Source organism: [Clostridium] polysaccharolyticum (genome assembly GCF_900111595.1).
In the GTDB taxonomy this organism is placed as follows: Bacteria; Bacillota; Clostridia; order Lachnospirales; family Lachnospiraceae; genus Clostridium_AI; species Clostridium_AI polysaccharolyticum.
The window spans coordinates 76,651-95,415 of the sequence record NZ_FOHN01000010.1 but is presented as its reverse complement, the minus strand read 5'-3'; the positions used below and the strand labels follow the sequence as shown (position 1 = coordinate 95,415).

Annotated in this window: 15 protein-coding genes and 1 pseudogene; all 16 read right to left on the bottom strand. The window is 36.9% G+C overall.

Annotated elements, in window-relative coordinates:
• Nucleotides 1-305: 305 nt before the first annotated feature.
• Nucleotides 306-479 carry a helix-turn-helix domain-containing protein gene (locus BMY85_RS08265; RefSeq protein ID WP_330387241.1) on the bottom strand — a complete coding sequence of 58 codons (174 nt, stop codon included), beginning with the start codon at nucleotides 477-479 and terminating at the stop codon, nucleotides 306-308.
• Nucleotides 480-707: 228 nt separating this feature from the next.
• On the bottom strand, nucleotides 708-938 hold the full coding sequence (locus BMY85_RS08260) for an excisionase (RefSeq protein WP_092477802.1): 231 nt from the start codon (nucleotides 936-938) through the stop codon (nucleotides 708-710).
• A gap of 613 nt (nucleotides 939-1,551) precedes the next feature.
• Nucleotides 1,552-1,935 (bottom strand): hypothetical protein, encoded by a 384-nt coding sequence (locus BMY85_RS08255; RefSeq protein WP_143066349.1) that lies wholly within the window; start codon nucleotides 1,933-1,935, stop codon nucleotides 1,552-1,554.
• A complete protein-coding gene (locus BMY85_RS08250) occupies nucleotides 1,886-2,248 on the bottom strand; it encodes a hypothetical protein (RefSeq protein ID WP_092477800.1) in 363 nt (120 codons plus the stop codon). Before BMY85_RS08250 ends, BMY85_RS08255 begins: the two co-directional genes overlap by 50 nt.
• Nucleotides 2,249-2,316: 68 nt before the next feature.
• The gene (locus BMY85_RS08245; protein ID WP_092477799.1) at nucleotides 2,317-4,290 is read right to left on the bottom strand and encodes a RecQ family ATP-dependent DNA helicase; all 1,974 of its coding nucleotides are present in this window, start codon (nucleotides 4,288-4,290) and stop codon (nucleotides 2,317-2,319) included.
• Nucleotides 4,283-5,266: a hypothetical protein gene (locus tag BMY85_RS08240; protein WP_092477798.1), complete on the bottom strand. Its 984-nt coding sequence runs from the start codon at nucleotides 5,264-5,266 to the stop codon at nucleotides 4,283-4,285. Before BMY85_RS08240 ends, BMY85_RS08245 begins: the two co-directional genes overlap by 8 nt.
• 117 nt (nucleotides 5,267-5,383) lie before the next feature.
• Entirely contained in the window at nucleotides 5,384-5,575 is a 192-nt protein-coding gene (locus BMY85_RS08235; protein WP_092477797.1) for a hypothetical protein, read from the bottom strand.
• A 34-nt stretch (nucleotides 5,576-5,609) separates the two neighbouring features.
• Nucleotides 5,610-8,753 carry a type I restriction endonuclease subunit R gene (locus BMY85_RS08230; RefSeq protein WP_092477796.1) on the bottom strand — a complete coding sequence of 1,048 codons (3,144 nt, stop codon included), beginning with the start codon at nucleotides 8,751-8,753 and terminating at the stop codon, nucleotides 5,610-5,612.
• 15 nt (nucleotides 8,754-8,768) lie between these two features.
• Nucleotides 8,769-10,040, bottom strand: a complete 1,272-nt coding sequence (locus BMY85_RS08225; protein WP_092477795.1) for a restriction endonuclease subunit S — start codon at nucleotides 10,038-10,040, stop codon at nucleotides 8,769-8,771.
• The gene (locus tag BMY85_RS08220; RefSeq protein WP_092477794.1) at nucleotides 10,037-11,890 is read right to left on the bottom strand and encodes a type I restriction-modification system subunit M; all 1,854 of its coding nucleotides are present in this window, start codon (nucleotides 11,888-11,890) and stop codon (nucleotides 10,037-10,039) included. The genes BMY85_RS08225 and BMY85_RS08220 overlap by 4 nt, the downstream gene beginning before the upstream one ends.
• A 498-nt stretch (nucleotides 11,891-12,388) precedes the next feature.
• The gene (locus BMY85_RS08215) at nucleotides 12,389-13,156 is read right to left on the bottom strand and encodes a carboxymuconolactone decarboxylase family protein (RefSeq protein ID WP_092477793.1); all 768 of its coding nucleotides are present in this window, start codon (nucleotides 13,154-13,156) and stop codon (nucleotides 12,389-12,391) included.
• A 45-nt stretch (nucleotides 13,157-13,201) separates the two neighbouring features.
• Nucleotides 13,202-13,906: pseudogene (locus BMY85_RS08210) on the bottom strand (aldo/keto reductase); the annotation flags it as partial.
• Nucleotides 13,907-13,996: 90 nt separating this feature from the next.
• The gene (locus BMY85_RS15600; RefSeq protein ID WP_092477791.1) at nucleotides 13,997-14,602 is read right to left on the bottom strand and encodes a hypothetical protein; all 606 of its coding nucleotides are present in this window, start codon (nucleotides 14,600-14,602) and stop codon (nucleotides 13,997-13,999) included.
• Between the two features lie 15 nt (nucleotides 14,603-14,617).
• On the bottom strand, nucleotides 14,618-15,274 hold the full coding sequence (locus tag BMY85_RS15595) for a GmrSD restriction endonuclease domain-containing protein (protein WP_092477790.1): 657 nt from the start codon (nucleotides 15,272-15,274) through the stop codon (nucleotides 14,618-14,620).
• Nucleotides 15,262-15,504 (bottom strand): DUF262 domain-containing protein, encoded by a 243-nt coding sequence (locus BMY85_RS08195; protein ID WP_092477789.1) that lies wholly within the window; start codon nucleotides 15,502-15,504, stop codon nucleotides 15,262-15,264. Before BMY85_RS08195 ends, BMY85_RS15595 begins: the two co-directional genes overlap by 13 nt.
• 27 nt (nucleotides 15,505-15,531) lie before the next feature.
• A complete protein-coding gene (locus BMY85_RS08190; RefSeq protein ID WP_092477788.1) occupies nucleotides 15,532-18,726 on the bottom strand; it encodes a type I restriction endonuclease subunit R in 3,195 nt (1,064 codons plus the stop codon).
• Nucleotides 18,727-18,765: the final 39 nt, after the last annotated feature.

The following is an 18,765-nucleotide window of genomic DNA, read 5'->3' as shown; positions in this document are numbered from 1 at the left end:
ATTTCATTACAAGTAAAAAAGGGGTGCAACTATTCGCGGACACCAAATTACTGCCGATACAATCCCGGCGCACAACTTTGGTATCAACAAATTTTTGCACCCCTCTTAAATTTCTATTTTCTATATACATTTTTTCCTTCTAAAAACACAGGTACATATTCTTCAAAATAGCCCTGAAACCCGCTTAAACTGGGGCTTTGTGCGATAGCAAGCACACAGTCTCCACGTGTACAGTATTTACAAATAAAATACATATTTCATATTTTTATCTTTAGTGTATCAAATCCTTTGTCCCCAAAACGAACTTATTCTCCAATAGCACTTTTCCCACTCTGCACCCAAGCATCTATCTCAGTTCTCTTAAACTTCCAAAAACGACCAATCTTATGTGCAGGCACTTCATTCTTCGGATCACGTATCCAACCGTGAAGAGTCACCGTTTTAATACCAAGGTACTCAGCAGCCTCATCTAAACTAATGTAATTATCGTTTTTAATTTATCAAACCATCACACAATATTTTATATGAACTCCACCCTAATACCCCAAACTCTGTCTAACATAAACGAAATTGATTTTTACAAGTTTCGACATATCCTCCTATATTTAGACGATTTTTTTAAAAAAACGATCCATTTCTAGCATTTTTATTGATATAATCTAACACTTCAAAAAGAAAAGGCCCCCATTAGAGCCTCATTTTCCCTATTATTTAATTTCCTCATCATTGACTCCGACATCAGCTGGCTTTTTCATCAGCCCCTGCAAATACTCCTCAAACCTAGATCTACATATTAGAAACCTATTCCCAAAGTATAATGCAAATTCCCCTTCATTATCCTCTGCCATTCTTCTTAATTTCTTCATCCCAATATTAAAATATACGCTCGCCTCTCTGATGGATAGCATATACTTATCCTGAATTGGTATCTCCTTCATATACGTCACGCTCCTTTATTTTTGCCCAAAGGCACGTACTATATATGACTCAACACCTTATAGAAATCAAGTAGTATCTTACTTTCACACTTAGTGTTTTTAGTCTTTTTAAACGTATATTTTTGGTATACGACTATCTTGACATTTACCGCTCATTGCCTAAGTTTACGCCGATTTACCGAGGTTTACGTTCTAAGAGAAAGTCCTGCCGTGGCAGATAAATAAAACTTTTATCATCTATAAATATCCTCCTTTATTGCCCTGTTTTGCCACGTTATGCAAGGTTTCTTAGGCTTTCTTTAACCAACTGTTCACCAAAAAAAATGTAGCAAACTATGCAAAATGAGGCAAATTGTAGCAGTGTGTAGTAGTCAAATAGTAGTCAGTTAGAGGGACAGACTACTATTAATTTTTAACTTTAATATTTAATTATATCACAAGTTCAACATCCTTTCCACAACTAAAAAGACACCCTGCACGGTAAACGCATCTGATTATTGTAAATTTTCTGTTTATTTTCCCTTTTCTATTTTACGCATCTGCACTGTTTAGTACTTTTAACAAATAATCGTTGTCCCAGCCACAAATTTTCCGTTTTCCTGCAATTCCACGCTTACATGTCTTTTCCTGTTAAGTAAATTATGAAACAACACTCATCAACGTGCTCTAAAGCATAATCCGTTAGTATATATCGTCCGTTCTCATTAAACATTACATACTTTGGAGCATTGAAGCAAAGCATCCCATTTGCATAAACAACAATGCCCTTAGAATATAATTCAGTCAATTCAGGGTTCATTAAGATATTACGAATAAGATTGTCTTCATCTATAACAAAGCTGTAATTCTTATCTATAGTATCTTTCCTAAAGGCATACGTGGAAAGCCCCCTACCCTCACAATATACAAAGGTGCCTTCTGCCTCTTCATATCCCAATTCAATTAATCTAAGTTTTGCTGCAAGGTGAGATACAGCAAAATACTCGGCAATTTTCAACTACTTGTAGTGTCTCAGCGTATCTTCTAATTGGGTGCATTAAAAATTCATTTTTAAGCAGCTGTCCATACATTTTTACGGTAGTTTTCTTTTGCATAAGAATACGAGGAGCAAGCTGATTTGCTTGCCACTCCATCCATTTAAGTGCTGACTCGCTAGGAGCAATTCCATTATACTCACCTTCGACAATTTCACATGATATATGCTTGGCCGTTCCTTCTAGTAGACTCAATAATTCAAATGCCTTTCTATGCCGATCCCAATGAACACATCCATGAATTATTGTATTATTAGCCGTACCAGTATTACGCATAAAATAAACATCTGGGTTAATAAGAATTGTTCCCAGAGTAGTAATTATCTCTATTTCATTTCTATCTATTACATCATATTCTTTATCTTATCAATTAACTTCTCTGCATCATTTGATATTACTCCACTCTCATATGTTTTAAGTAACTGATCCGGAAAGTATTTCTCATATATATCTAGCTTGTTAGACCAGTTTTTGCTGTACTCCTCTAGTCCAAGCATTCCAATATGCTCCCAATAAAGCTCCTTTCCATTATCAAGAAAAATGGTAAAATCGGGGTTGATATTTTTACCCAGCTCATATTCGAGAAGTTTCTCATACTCGTACTTAATACCAGCTTTAGCAAGCAGATCGCATATTATTACTTCTGATTTACTCCTTACCTGATTACCATCTAATGTTTTGTAAATGCATTTTAAATAATATTTTTCCATGCCAAGATAGCGTGCTATCTCCTGATGCAAATGCTGCGTATTCTTATTATCTTCTATCAAGTAAACGAAGTAGTCCAAAAGTCCATGTTTGTATTTTTTCTTTTCTTCAATATCATCTAGCATTATTCTCATGCGTTCATCTGATATTTCTTTATCAGCAACTTCTATTATAAGCCAACGCTCTAATGCCTTTTTTAACTTTGCATCTCCGTTAAGAACAGCACTATAAACAGCCTCAGATAATTCTTTAGGTGTTAAATCATTCTTTTTCATAGTCTTTACATAACCTTTTGCTTCCGTGCTGTCATAATACTTTTGTAGGTTAGAATCCTTAATATCGTAAAATTCAGATAAACCTGAGAATCCCTTTCCTAGAATTTTAATAAGACCACTCTTCATGTAATAAGGTAGACATTCTTGAATATCCTCATTATCAAAATACGATAAAACCCTGCATCCAGTCCTCTTACCGATATTTTTATAAACCTCACGAAGCTTATCTTCAGTCGGGAAAGACCTATCTATAAAATGTGTTCTTTTCACATCAATATTCTTATTTGAATATAGAAGATATGCATTCGCACCGTCACCATCACGTGCTGCTCTTCCAACCTCCTGATAATACTGCTCTGCAGATTCAGGAATCATAAAATGAATAACTACTCTGATATCTGGTATATCTATTCCCATACCAAAAGCATTAGTAGCAAATACTATATTTACTTCATTATTCTTAAACTGCTCAACGACCTCCATACGTCCTTTGGCCGTCATATCTCCGTGGAATAATGCAGCCTTATATCCTTTATCCAAAGCAGTCTGCGTCAGACCATCAACGCCTCTATCACCTTTCTTTCGGTACAAATATACAAGGATCTTTTCTTCCTTATGCATTTTGATGAGTTTCCAGAACTTCTCTTCCTTCTCAGTCTCATTAATAAACTTCATAACATGAAGCTGTATTTCATTTCGCATGAGAATAGTCTGTTTAATAATATTCTCTTTCTTTATCTTAAATGCATTACAAATATCTGTTAGTTCCCTCGGATTAAGTGTTGCTGTCAATGCAAGAATTCGTGCCCATTTTCCTTCACCATAAAGGTTATCTAGGAATTCTGGAATACGTTTATAGAACGGTCTAAAACTCATACCCCACTGACTTACACAGTGCACTTCATCAATTACGATAAGATTGATTTCATCCTTACGCTTCCTTAGACAATATTCAAAATAGCCATCTGTAGCAATCTTTTCTGGACTTGCAAATATAAACTTAGGATTTATTTTTCCATTTGCAAAATCAGACAAAATGCTCATTTGTTTTAAGGCATCTATACCACCATGTATCTTAAGAGTCTCATAACCATGACTTTCAATTTTTTGTACCTGTTCTTCGATTAGTGCTGTTAGTGGTGATATAACAATGCTTATACCCTTAAGCTCTGTTGCTGCCATCCAATATACAACAGACTTTCCACTACCGGTCGGCATAATACAAAGTGTGCTATCATTCTCTACAACATTCGTGATTACCTTCTTTTGCATATCAGAAAGTGTAAATTCAAACCTAGGAAAAAACTCCTTAAAATCTTTATCCAAGTCAAGCATAACTCATACCTCCGTCTCTGATCTGTGACTTCAAAAATGAAATCTCACTATCATGCTCCTTTGCTATATATTCCAAAAAAGCGTCAACAATGACATATCGATAATCAGGATTTATATATGCTTTATACTCTGTAGCCTTATCACGAAGCAGCTTATATATTTCAAATGCATAGAAAGCAAATAATTGATATGGGTAGAAATAATTCTGCTGTGTGATGCTTTTGCCTAAGTCGATCATCAGAAATTCTGAATCAGTCTTGCAGCCAAATGTTTCTTTATTAGTAAGATACCATAACGCCCAGATTGCACTTCTACTACGATTCGGAAATATTGCTGGATGAACCTTATACAACATGTGTGTTTTTATTCCACCGCCTATAACTCCGAAGGCAGTATAGTCATCTGTATCAAGAAGCTCCATGTCTAGATCCTTGTATGTCTTTTTGTCTTCATATGTTTTTGGATCATACTTTTTGCTATACTCATCTCCAAATTCACAAAGATTAGCAACGACACTAAGCAACCAGTCCGCATCTGCTTTTGAAAAACTGGCACGATATTTATCAAGCTCTTTTGCTTTTTTATTAGCAAGCGTCTTTCTAATAATCGGGCACTCATTTCTTAATGTTTTTGACTTAAAAAAATCAGCATCCTCATCAAGATCTTCTAACCATTCTTGCCTGAATATCTTTTTATAATCCTTACAATCTTTTTCAAAATCATCAATAGCCTCTTTTATAATAGTCTTATAATTGTTGGTTAAATCATTGTTCTTCTTTTTCTGACTTATTTCAACCCCCAATTTTTTCTGAAGGCCTTGAAAACTCTCTAGTGAGACACCCTTACCTGCAGTTGAATCTAAAAAACGCATAAAGTAACCATCAAAGTTCTTTTTAATTTCAGCTAGAACTTTTTCAACATGTTCCTGCTCGTAACAAACATCCTCAACACCACTGTTGTCCATTTTTATGTACATAGCATTACTTCCTTTTCTTTAATAGTACTATTCGATATATCTAGCCCCTTATCCAATACTCCATTGTCTTTAGCTTTATACAAACTTAAGAATTTTTATTCTTAAAGTTATCCACATTTATTTAAGATTTTTTCTAGTTCCTTTAGTGTTACTCCATCTTTGGTTTTCCAATTTAAAGTATAAAAGGTTTTCATCTTGGCTCTTATTGTCACTATCTTTCTGTCGATATGGCTCTAATACCTTATATCCTAATGCATTTATTAAAATCTTTACATTATCCAGGAACAATTCTATAGCTTTTCCATGCATTTTTCATTCTCCCTTCGCTCAAAATCTCAGCAGCTTACGCCACACTTCTATATCTCGTATAAACATACTCATAAATCTGCTGCCTATAAGATGAGATACTAACCTCGTCATAACACTCAGGAAGCTCTGCCCAAAGTGTATCACGAATAAGATTATCAACCTCTGCTTTTGTCTCTGGCTTGTCAGCCCAGTGATCAAGAGTAGCAATCTTGCTTTTAATCTTCTGAAGCAGTGAGGTGGCGACTTCTTTCAGCTTTTTAATATCGTTCTTGCTCAGGTCATCACGGAATAACATATCGTATAACGAAAGCTCTTCGTCACTGGTGAAACCTTCACGAGCGTATCTTTGTTCCTCTTTACTCATCTGATTAGCAAGATCCATCAAGTCCATAAATGTCTTTTCTATAGTGGCTCTGTCCTGCTCAGCATTGTAATCTGTAATAATCTTCTGATAACGCTCATAATAATTAATACGATCAGGATTAGTAAAAAGCATCGCTTCGAGTCTTTGCTGGATCACTTCCTCTAAGTCTTTGAGTACTAAGTTCTTAGTCTTTACCTTTGCAAATTCTCTACGTAGCAAGTCAAAATCAATAGCACTGATATCAAATCTACGTGGTTGTTCACGAACCATCATCGGAGTTGATTCAATTTGTACATGAGAACTAATAATACCATTTATCTGAATCATCAGATCAGTAGTATTGATGTGCTTTCTCTTTTTCTGTAACTCAGCATAAATAGCTGAAATAGCTTCATATTGTTTGCGTGTGTGACCGGTAATATCATCACGGTCAGTGTACTTCATAAGACGGTTCAGCTCAGACGCATATGTAGAGAAAGTCTTCTTATCTTCAATGGAGCCACACACAGCATTAGCAGCTTCTTGTAAATAAGAAAGTTTCGTAAAATCATATGCATCAATAAGCATTTCCAAATCGAAATCATTCTCATACAAGAAATCTTTAGCTTTTCCTATAGTCTCTATAATACGAGCAATGAGCTCATCCTTATCTACAGTAGGATCACTACCGCCACTTCCACCAACATTAGCTGTATAGTCAGCAAGAGCTTTTCTAAGAGCCTTTACAATACCAATATAATCAATAATCAAACCGTTACTCTTACCCTCATCTACACGATTAGCACGTGCTATTGTCTGCATAAGAGTATGTGCCTTCAACGGCTTATCAAGATATAGGCAAGATAGGCACTTGACATCAAATCCTGTCAACCACATAGCACAGACAAATACTACACGCAGAGGATTCTTAGAATCTTTAAATTCCTTATCTAACTCACGCTTTTCCATCTTTGCTCTATGATATTTGATGTCCAAATCCCATTTCTTGAAAGTCTGTATCTCATTTTGCTCCTGACTAATTACAACGGCCATCTCAGTTTCTTGCATCCATTTCAGTTTATGCTCAAGCTCTTTAGCTTCCTGCTGAGATGCAGTTTTTATTTTGTCTTTAAGGTTCTTTATTTCTTCTTTCCAGTATTTTTGTACAAAATTATACATACGAACACAGGTAACCTTATTCAAGCAGACAAACATGGCTTTACCACTTGTCCACAAATCAGAATAGTGATTCACAAAGTCTCGTGCAATAGATTTTAATCTAGGCTCGGCTGTGAGTAAGTGTATTTCTTTTGCAAATTCAGCTTCAAGTTTATCCTGTTGGTCTACATCAAGGTCTGCATTTTCAATGGCATCAAGGATCTGATCTGTAATTTCAGGATTATGCAGATCAACAATCTTTTCACCACGATTTTCATAATAAAGAGGTACGGTAGCACCATCTTCAACGGCTCTTTTAAAGTCATAGACTGATACATATCCACCAAATGTACGAGCTGTAATGTTGTCACTTGAAAGCAGAGGTGTACCTGTAAAGCCGATACGTGCAGCAGTAGGTAACAATTTCATCATATTATCGGCAAAGATACCATACTGACTACGGTGTGCTTCATCAGACACAATGATGATATCGTGATCAGGATATATAGGTGTTTCATTTGACTTATTAAACTTCTGTATCAACGTAAAGATAAAACTTGGGTTTCCCTGCAGTTTACTTACAAGGTCATTACCACTTGTAGCAATAAACTGTGAAGCCTTTATATCTTTTCCAAGAACCCCACAATTCTCAAAGGTATCGCTAATCTGTGTATTAAGTTCATCACGATCTGTAAGAATAACGAAAGTCGGTGTACCCTCCATCTTTCTGCGTACCTTTTTTGCAAAGAATACCATTGAATAACTCTTGCCGGAACCTTGTGTATGCCAGAATACACCCAACTTACCATCATTAAGCTTTCGTGCCGCATAGGCTTTCATAGCCTCATTTACACCAAGGTACTGATGGTTACGAGCAAGTATTTTTGCAGTGTAACCATTAGAATGGTCATAAAGAATGAAATTCTCAAATAAATCAAGAAAGTTCCCTTTTTTACAAATACCACGAAGCATAGTCTCAAGAGCCACACTACCTTCATCTTCCTCAGCAAGACGCTTCCACTCATGAAAGAATTCAAACTTGCTTCCTAGCGTTCCTACCTTTGCCTCTGTTCCATTAGAAAGCATAAGGAATGCATTATAATAAAACAGATGAGGAATAGTATCCTGATAATCTGTATAGTTATCATCATATGCATTTTGTACATCTACCGTATTCTTTTTAAGCTCAACAAATAGAAGTGGAATACCATTTACAAAACCTACGATATCTGTTCTTCTACGATATAAATCACCATGAATCTTAAGTTCCTTTATAGCAAGGAAATAGTTATTCTCTGGATTTTGAAAATCAATCATGGTAGCTTTCTTGGTTTCAGTCTTTCCATTAGGCTTTTTCACCGTAACTGGAATGCCATCACGTATAAGAAAATACTTCTCCTCATTTACCTGCAGAAGGGATGAGGTAGACAGCCTGTTTTCCAATGTTTTCTGAGCTTCATTTATCTGTTCCTCATTAATCCAAGGATTGAATTTCTTTAATGCTTCCTTAAAATAACGAAGCAAGAGTATTTCTTTATAACTTTTTCTGCCGAAGGTGCCATTTTTGCCCAAAGCTTCAGTATTATAAGCAAACTTGACATCCCAGCCCAGCTCATCACGGAGTAGATTGCCGGCACTCTCCTGCACGAGGATATTTTCGGAATAATCATAGCTCATGAAATGACACCTCCTTTATACTTCAATTTCTCTACTCATTAATTTAGGTAACAAACGATCACGAGCATTTCGTAAACATTCTATTTGTTTTGAAAGGTTTATTACCTGATAATAATAGTTTTCAGCTAAGCTATTGTATATTTCCATAACAGAAGAGGGTGGAACAAATATCTTCTGCTGTGATAAGAAATCTTTCCAACGATAATTTACAATACTACTTGCACTTTTCTTATCAAACTCCGTTGTTTTCCCACTCGAACGGAGATATTGGAATGTATCATACAAATATTGAGAATACAATAATTCTGAAACTCGTACCAACTTACAGAAACTTGCACACATGACAGGACTGCCATATACTTCAAGCATTTCTTGTCTAATTAATAATGTTCTTGCAACCCCTTCAGTTTTACTACCTCCAGATACTTCAAATACTATATCTCCATCTTGTAACATTCTTGAAGCTAAATTGCTTTTTGTATGAAACCTAAACGGTATAGATAACATTTCTCCGTGTGTAATTCCGTGAAGATCTGTTCCTCGAATTACATATGCTGGTTTGTCACTATTATCTTTTATGTTCTCTTCGCCCCATCCGCCTCCAATGTCAAATGAAATCATGTTGCGAAGTGGTACATTTCTCCACCCCTCCGGCACACCATCAACAACCTTCACATCCTCGTATCCCGGAAAATGCAAATCTACAAACCATTCCTTATACAAACGCTGTGCAGCTTCTTCAAGAAGCTTGATTTGCTTCTGGTTGTTTTCGATGAGGTCGTCATATGCAGATAGTATTGAAACTATCTTATCTTGTGTTTCAATATCTGGAACAGTTATTGGAACATCATTTAAAATGGATGTGTTAAGATTTAACATGGTTGCTCCAACAGCATGGTTTACAACCCATCCTATAGTTTCAGGCTTTTGTAATTGAAAGAAAACAAATCTTGGATTTGCCTGTTCTTTATCAACAGTGACTCTTAAACAACCTGTTCCACATAACCAATCTTTTTCTCGCTCTGTTGTAAACGCACACCTTCCAACATCCCCTCTGCGAGAATACAAAATATCACCAACCTCAATTTTGTGTCGACTTAATCTTTCAACATGTTCTTTTGAGACCCTTGCTATTGATTCTTCGGATATTTTTCCATTTATAAGATCCTTTGGCATTACAACAGGCGTTCCAACTTCTGAGTAGTCCGATTGGTGAAGTTGAGAACCAAACGGGCCCGTTTGAATATTAATTGAAATTTGTCCTAATACCTTTTCTTCCCAACTCATAGCCCCATCTCCTTCATATTCTGTGAGATAGTATCCATCAAATCATTTGATTCTGCTTGAAGTGAAAGAAGCTCTCTATGGATTTCTGACATTCTCTCTTCAAAGTCCACGCCATCATCTTCTACTGGTGCTACTCCTACATACGCTCCTGGTGTAAGTGACCATCCCTTTTCTTCTATACTTATACCGTCTTTATCATCACCTTTAGCTTCATCAGTTGTATATGCAACCTTGCAAAGTCCAAGGATGTCATGATACTCACCATCGCCGAACTTCTCATAGAGCCAGTTTGCTTCCTTGGCCACTGTAAGCACTTCTGTGAGCTCAGCAAGCTTTGTATCGTATTCTTCTTGAGTCTTTTTCCTATCTCCCCTGTCAGCTGCCTCAACAGCCTTCTTAGCTTCCGCTCTAAGGACCTTTGCTTTCTCGGAAAGTTCATGTACCTGTTCTGCGAAAGGCTTATCACTTCCAAGAACAGTACGATACTCATCAAGAAGAGCATTATATTTATCAATCTCTCCACGATAAAGCCATACAATCGCATTCATATTTTTAAGCTGCCATTCAGACCATTCGTTAAGTGTACGGTCAACTACTGTGTAATAGTTACGGGCATCAATAAAGAGCACCTTATCCTTGATGGCATCAGCCTTCCCCTTATCAAAGAACCAAAGTGAGCAAGGTAATGACTTAGTATAGAAAAAGTTATTACCTACACTAATCATTGCATCTACATGACCAGTCTTAACCAGGCTTTCCCTGATATCTTTATCTTTACCTTGGCTATCTGTAGCAGATGAAGCCATAACAAAACCAGCACGTCCTTTTTCATTAAGATAGCTATAGAAATACGAAATCCAAAGGTAGTTACCGTTTCCTACCTCTTTATTCTTATTTACACCCGGCATACCAAAAGGAAGACGCTTTGCACTTTCACAAGACTCTGCTTTTACCTTATCTACATTAAATGGCGGATTAGCCATTACATAATCACAGGAACCGTCAAGGTTATGAGCATCATGATAAAAGCTGTTTGCTTCATCTCCCGATTTAATAACACCAGCAAGACCATGAACCGCCATATTCATAAGGCAAAGCTGAGCATTATATTCCACCTTTTCCTGGCCATAGAAAGTCATAGTGCTATTAGCATTCATTCCTGCGGCATTTACAAAATCGCCAGACTGAATAAACATACCACCTGAACCACAAGCCGGATCAAGTAATACACCACCTGTAGGCTCGATAATATTTACAATCATCTTTACAAGAGATTTAGGTGTGAAGAAAACACCATCATCTGATGCAATGTTCTTCGCAAATTTATTTAAGAAATACTCATAAATTCTTCCAATAATATCTCCGCCAACTTCATCAAGGGCAGAGTTATTAAATATACGAAGAAGCTCTGATAAAAGTTCATCAGAGAAATCCGTGTAACTTTTTGGAAGTACCCCAACTAACTGTTCACTCTGTTCTTCAATGAGTTGCATAGCATTGTTGACCACTTCACCTAAACTATTCATCTTGTGACCGTCTTTATTAACAAGTCCGGCGTCAGCAATATTTTCTGGAAGATTTAATAAATAATCATACTGTGCTTCCTTTGGAAGATATAATGCACTCTTTGCTGCAAAGTCACTTGCCTCCACAGGCATTACACGTCCACCTCTAGATGGTCTGCCTTTTAAGATTTCAGCCTCTACCATTTTAAATCTGCTATAGGCGTAACGCAGGAAAATAAGACCAAGCACTGGCATGCAATATTGGTTTGATGTGAGTTTTGATCCTGCTCTTAATAAATCTGCGGACTCCCACAGTTCACTTTCTAATTTACGAATGTTAATCATCTCTCTTTTTCCTCCAAATTATAACCAAGCCATGCCTCTTCAACATTACTTTTCTTTTTATTTTACAATCTTTTCTACTTATCTTTCTTATATTTATCCCTTAATATATTTACTTTTTATAATCCCATTAACGATAACTATTACATTTATCCTTTTAAAGTGCCTAAAAGGCAGTCTAGTGGTAGTCCTGTTATTTTATGCTATCCAAAGATTACCCTGTTTTGCCGAGTATTTCAACCTGTTTTCCAGCAATTATTTCGCACAAAAAATGTGTCAAACTAGGCAAATTACGGCAGTGTGTACTTTTCAATCGTAGTCAAGCAGTAGTCAAAATCCAAATACAGACTACTAAAAAAATGGCATCACGACAAACTAACTATAATTGTAACATAAAAAAAGACTCTAATCCACAGGCAAAAATGGCACCCATCTGGATGCCACTTTTAAACTAAGCTTCTTAAATAATTATTAAAAATAATCATTTTCTTTGAATTTCCACTATTCTAATTTCCCATACTGTTCATCTGTAACAGCTTCTAACCATTCATTAGAACCATCCTTGCCTGGCACTTCAATTGCCAGATGACTGAACCACGAATCTGGGGCAGCACCATGCCAATGCTTAACTCCTGCAGGGATATTAATGCAATTGCCTGGTTTCATTTCTACTGCATCTTTGCCCCATTCCTGATAATATCCTCTTCCTGCAACACATACGAGAATCTGTCCACCACCTTCAGATGCATGATGGATATGCCAGTTATTTCTGCATCCTGGTTCAAAAGTTATATTGAAGATTCCAACCTGCTCAATTGATACTGGAGCAAGATAACTTTGTCCAACAAAATACTGTGCAAAAGCATCATTTGGTGCACCAATCGGGAATACCATTTCTTTTGCATGTGCTCTCATCGCTTCATCTTCATATGACAAATCACCTTCATTTAACTGCCATACTTCCTTGGCAAGATTAAACACTGCCCAGCCTTTTGGCCAGCCTACGTAAAATGCCACATGCGTAATAACTGCAGCAATCTCCTTTTGTGTCACCCCATGTGCTTTCGCATTCTGTAAATGAAATACTAAAGACGAATCTGTAATACCTGAAGACATTAAAGCAACTACAGTAATAATGCTTCTTGTCTTTATATTAATATCTTGATTATTCCAATTTTCTCCAAGCAAAACATCATCATTAAAATGTGCAAACTCTGGTGCAAATTCACCAAGAGCATTTCTTCCTGCTGTCTGTACGATTTTTTCCATTGAATTCACCTCTTACATCTTTCCGCCATATAAACTTTTAATCCAATCTTCAGTGTCTCTTTTGCCAGCTTGCATCAACATCTTTCCTTCTGCAATCTCTGCATCTGGTGCGAATGGTGTCATAGCAATGTTTTCAGAAGCACAGAAAGGAGCCATCTCGCGTTCTTCTTCCCTTGCGATCAGGTTATAATGTCCCTGAATCGAGATAAATTCCGTAAGTCCATGTTCTCTGGCATAAGCGTTTGCCTTGGCAATCTGCCATGCATAGCAATTGGAAATTCCAATGTACCTAGTTTTACCAGAAGTAACTGCCATATGAAGTCCTTCCATTATTTCTTCCATCGGTGTGTGGTAATCCCACATATGATAAATATACAAATCAACGTAGTCCATCCCCAGATGTTCAAGGCTTAAGTTTAAGCTGTTCATTACGTGGTCCTGTCCACTTATATTGTTATCCAATTCCTCCTGTGAACGTGGAAGGAACTTGGTTGCAATAACATAATCTTCTCTCTTTGCAAAGTCTCTAAGTGCCTTTCCAACATATTTTTCACTTGTACCATTCTGATACGCAATTGCTGTATCAAAAAAATTGATGCCTACTTCCAAAGCCCGCTTTATGATGATTCTTGTCTGTTCTTCATCTACTGTCCAACTGTGCTGTCCGTTCTTCGAATCTCCAAAACCCATACAGCCAAGACAGATTCTTGATACATTTAAGTCTGACTTTCCTAATTTTGCATATTGCATAGCCCGCCTCCCAATCTAATTCATCTTTATTCTACAATACCGAATAATAATGTGTATGAATAATTGCGAACCCCCTTATATTTGGTGCTTTTACTTTCTGCCATAAACACTTAGTCTTCCTTTATCAGAAATGGTCTTTTCCATCGCACCTTCAATTACTTTCATGATCGCTTTTGCCCTATCAATAAAGTAAGTATCAAAGTCATCCTGAATGAATGCATCATAATTCACCAGATGCGATTCCACTCTCAGACGCAACTGTTCTTCATCGATCTGAGCCGCCTTCATAATCTTCTGGCTATATTTGCTCGGAGCCGTACCACCAATCTGGCGATTAGATTCTGGCAGAAGTGGCGTTTTGTTTATAATAGAATTCCACTTGCTCTTTGGATAGCCTTGTTTACTACAATATGCCTCTGGGAATATGTGATGGATATCTGGTGATTCATCCATGCTCTTAACAATATCCATTGTTGTTCCCTTCATAAAGTCACGACAACTCTCACGGTAAACAAGTGCCATGATACCTTTATATGCGGCACTGTTTCTGGTTTGAAGAGAAATTAGCCTTAAAGCTGAGAAATATGCTCCTCTTATAGTTCTGCTCTGGCTTTCCCTGCCCTGTATCTCCGCAACTACGTCCTCAATATCGTTAGCATATCTTGTCTCATTCGCACCACCATACATCTCACCCATAATTCCACACCAGAACTATTTAGCAAGAATCTTCTGTGTCTTTGGAAGATTAAATGTGCTCTTTCCTATAACAGCACATATAGCAGCCAGTGGTATCAGCTGTGTCGTATACGGCAGGTCTCTCTTACGGAATACATATTGATTGAAAAGAAATTTTCTTGCCATTTTATACCCTTCAATTACAGCCGGTGTGTTTGCCTTATATGAGTCAAAACTCAGAGCCAATACATCTTTCTTCTTACAGGTTGTCATTGTATTGGCAAAATATGTTGTGTAGAGCGTTATTGTCGTAAGGAATGCTGTTTCATCTACCCCCCACATTACATCCGTATTAAGAGGCTCATGGATTCCCCATATTTCTTCTTTGCATTTCTCCCAGTCTTTCCTGAGATCAAATTCATATGTCGCAAATGCAGCGGTAACCAGCTCAAATACTGTCAATGCAACACCACCAGTATTTACATTTTCAAACACCTTGCAGACAGCCTCTCTCGGTGTTTCCTTTCCCAATGTAATTACAGGGAGCTTATATCCAGTAATGATCTCAATAATACTAGTTCGAAATGCTTTGTATCTTTCCATGAATACTTTGTCATAATCATGGTATTCTTTATACCCATCAGCCCAGTCTTCACGAGCACTACTATCGAAAATAATATTTATCGGAAACATTTCATGCTCAGGCGATATTTAAACTTAACATCTTCGTTTCCATATTCCAGACGCATGATGGCACCCATCGGATAGCCCTGTGACAGACTTGCAAGGATTCCTCGTATTCTTCCATCATCCCAGGTCCAACTACGTTGAAACTCTGGCAGCTGTGCTTTACCAGAAATTACCTCTTTCATCAATTCACTCAATTCAGTATCATTTGATTTTGGTGCAATACTTATTGCCATAAATACCTTCTCCTTTGCGTATCTTTATTATTCCTTCCCTATATTATAGGTCGTTTCCTTTACTTCATATGGAGCATAGTCTTCTGCTGCCATACTAAGTTCTGATTCTCTTTTAAATGTATAAACATTACTTTTTTCTTCACGTATTGTCATGTCTTCATTATCTGTCCAAAGTTCACACTGGCAAATTACTGTATCTATTGCAAACTCATAATCCTCTGGTGGATATTTATATTTCTTAAGAAGACGTTTTACCATCTTTCGCATGGATGCCCTTGCAGTTTCTTTCTTCTGCCAATCAATGGTTCTATTCTTACGAAGCATTTCGGTTAATTCTCTTGTAAGATTGATAAGCTCACCATTTTTATAGAAATCTGTTAAGTTTTCGGGCTTAGTCAATGCATCATAGAATGCTAATTCTTCCTGAGATAAACCAAGCTTCTCACCATTTTTATATAATTCCTTAATCTCCTGCGCTGTCTTTAAAAGCTCTTTTATAACTTCTTCATTAGTAATAAGTCCGCTATAATATGAGTTCATTAACTTAGCAATCTTTTCAGAAAACTTCTGTGATTGCACTACATTGGTTCTCTTATATATTGACACTTGTTCTGCCATCAATTTCTTCAAAATCTCAACAGCAATATTCTTTTCTTTCATTCGAGAAATTTCATCAAGCACCTTTGGATCAAATAAGCTAAAGCTCTCTCTTCCTGCTTTTCTGCTATCAAATAAATTAATAACACCTTCACTCTGAACTGCTGCCTTTAGCAGATTATTAATCTGGTCATTTATTTCATTAAGTGACAGACTCTTACCACCTGTTCCACCATAAGTAATCTTTATTACAGCAGAACGTACCGCTTCCATATAAGCGGCGTCATGGCGTTCTTGTTCTGTTGTCATACTTGAACACAATGAATGAGACTGCTTAAGAAGCAAAGCTTCCTTTAAAAACAAGTCTTTTTTATCAGGTGCTTTTGCATCTAATACAAAGTTTACACCACCACTTATAAGCTTCGCCATGGTAAGTGGTGAACCCCCTATAAATTCGCTAAAGTCAAATCCATACAATAAATCCTTGCAAACCTGTAACTTCTCTTGAAATTTTGGGTAAGCTACCTTTGCGATATTCATATCCCCATATCTGGACTGATCTCGCTTGGTATATTCTTTCATGGCAGCTTTTAATGCAGATGCAATTCCTACATAGTCTACAATTAAACCACCTTCTTTATCCTTAAACACTCGATTAACACGTGCAATTGCCTGCATCAGATTATATCCATGCATCGGTTTATATATGTACATTGTTGCAAGTGATGGTACATCAAATCCAGTGAGCCACATATCAACAACAATCGCTATCTTCATTGGATCATCATTATCCTTAAACTTTCTAGCCAGTTCTTCTTTATGCGACTTGGTTCCTACAATCTCCTTCCAATCCTCTGGATCGTTATTTCCACCAGTCATTACTACTCCGACCTTTTCAGTCCAATCCGGACGCATCTTTAAAATGCGACGATAAATCTTCATAGCAATCGGTCTTGAATATGCTACGATCATTGCTTTTCCTGTAAGAAGATTAGCTCTGTTCTTTTCATAATGATTTACGATATCATCACATAAAGACTCTATAGTAGAATCTGCTCCTAGAACAGTCTCCATCTGGCCGAGCATCTTTTTACTCTTCTCTATGGTTTCTTTATCTGACTGCTGTTCTAATACATCATATGTACTATCAATCAAAGCAAGTGTATTCTCATCTAGCTTAAGCTGCACAACACGACTTTCATAATAAACTGGCCTTGTTGCCCCATCCTCAACAGCCTGAGTCATATCATACACATCGATATAATCTCCAAAGACCTCACGTGTATTTCTGTCTTTTGATGAGATAGGTGTTCCTGTAAATCCTATAAAAGTAGCATTAGGAAGTGCATCATGTATAATACGAGCATTACCTATTACAGTATGTGCTTCCTTCTCGCCATCCTCATTTTCTTTCATAACAATTTTTTCTTCAAAACCATACTGGCCACGATGAGCCTCATCTGCCATAACGACTATATTTCTACGCTCTGATAAAGGCTTTTCACCTCTTTCAAATTTAAACATGGTAGTAAAAATAATACCGTTAGCACTTCGACCTTCAAGAAGCTCCGTCAAGTTCTCCTTACTCTCCGCTTGCACAGGGGTCTGACGCAAGAAGTCCGCACACTGTGAAAACTGAGAATAAAGCTGATCATCCAGATCGATACGGTCTGTCATAACTACTATGGTAGGGCTCTCTAATGCATCTTGTAATAAATGAGCATAGAAAACCATAGATAGAGACTTACCGGACCCTTGGGTATGCCAAAAGACTCCACCTTTACCATCTGTCTTAGTTGCTACCTTTGCCTTTTCAATAGCCTTACGAACAGCAAAATATTGATGGTATCCTGCTAATACTTTAAACCTTGACGTGCTTGTACCAGAGAACAAAATAAAGTTCTTTAACAGATCCAGTAAGCGTTCTTTGACAAACATACCTTCATAAAAAGTTTCAAAGGTAGCATATGCAGTATCTTCATAATTACCATCCTTAGTCTTCCACTCCATAAAACGGTCAAGACCTGAAGTAATGGTACCTGCCTTATTAGTAGACATATCACTAATAACACAGATGGCATTATAATAGAACATAGAAGGTATATCCTTCATATAGTTCCTGATTTGGTTATAAGCATTCTCAGCTCCTACCTCATCCTTAGATGGGCTCTTAAGCTCCATCAAAACCAAAGGCAGTCCATTTATAAAAAGGATAATATCCGGCCTTCTATTATTTTCATTCTCTATAAAAGTAAATTGGTTAACCACATAAAAAGAGTTAGCTTTCTCATTCTCGTAATCAATAAGTTTAACAATCGAAGAGCGTTCTTCACCCTTCACGAAAAACTTAACAGTAATACCATTTTGCAAATAATCCATAAAAGTAATATTCTTTTGCAAAAGGCTACCGGTATCAAAATTTTTAAGCTTGGATACAGCTTCATTAATAGCATCCACAGGCAAACCACGGTTGATACGCACCAAACTGTCCCTAAGGATAGAATCCAAAAGAGGACTGTAATAATCTCTATCTAAATCCGGAGCGTAGATGTGGTCATAACCCATGCCTTCAAACAATTCAATAATTGCTTGTTCATATGTATCCTCTGTAAATAGGTTTTGCATAATCAACCTCCTAGTCTATAGTTTCAAATAAGAATTGAG

Bases quoted from the DNA above. Each gene is read 5' to 3' on its own strand.
- BMY85_RS08260 (WP_092477802.1), bottom strand. From the start codon at position 938: ATGAAGGAGATACCAATTCAGGATAAGTATATGCTATCCATCAGAGAG.
- BMY85_RS08250 (WP_092477800.1), bottom strand. From the start codon at position 2,248: ATGCGTAATACTGGTACGGCTAATAATACAATAATTCATGGATGTGTT.
- BMY85_RS08245 (WP_092477799.1), bottom strand. From the start codon at position 4,290: ATGCTTGACTTGGATAAAGATTTTAAGGAGTTTTTTCCTAGGTTTGAA.
- BMY85_RS08240 (WP_092477798.1), bottom strand. From the start codon at position 5,266: ATGTACATAAAAATGGACAACAGTGGTGTTGAGGATGTTTGTTACGAG.
- BMY85_RS08235 (WP_092477797.1), bottom strand. From the start codon at position 5,575: ATGCATGGAAAAGCTATAGAATTGTTCCTGGATAATGTAAAGATTTTA.
- BMY85_RS08230 (WP_092477796.1), bottom strand. From the start codon at position 8,753: ATGAGCTATGATTATTCCGAAAATATCCTCGTGCAGGAGAGTGCCGGC.
- BMY85_RS08225 (WP_092477795.1), bottom strand. From the start codon at position 10,040: ATGAGTTGGGAAGAAAAGGTATTAGGACAAATTTCAATTAATATTCAA.
- BMY85_RS08220 (WP_092477794.1), bottom strand. From the start codon at position 11,890: ATGATTAACATTCGTAAATTAGAAAGTGAACTGTGGGAGTCCGCAGAT.
- BMY85_RS08215 (WP_092477793.1), bottom strand. From the start codon at position 13,156: ATGGAAAAAATCGTACAGACAGCAGGAAGAAATGCTCTTGGTGAATTT.
- BMY85_RS15600 (WP_092477791.1), bottom strand. From the start codon at position 14,602: ATGGGTGAGATGTATGGTGGTGCGAATGAGACAAGATATGCTAACGAT.
- BMY85_RS15595 (WP_092477790.1), bottom strand. From the start codon at position 15,274: ATGTTTCCGATAAATATTATTTTCGATAGTAGTGCTCGTGAAGACTGG.
- BMY85_RS08195 (WP_092477789.1), bottom strand. From the start codon at position 15,504: ATGGCAATAAGTATTGCACCAAAATCAAATGATACTGAATTGAGTGAA.
- BMY85_RS08190 (WP_092477788.1), bottom strand. From the start codon at position 18,726: ATGCAAAACCTATTTACAGAGGATACATATGAACAAGCAATTATTGAA.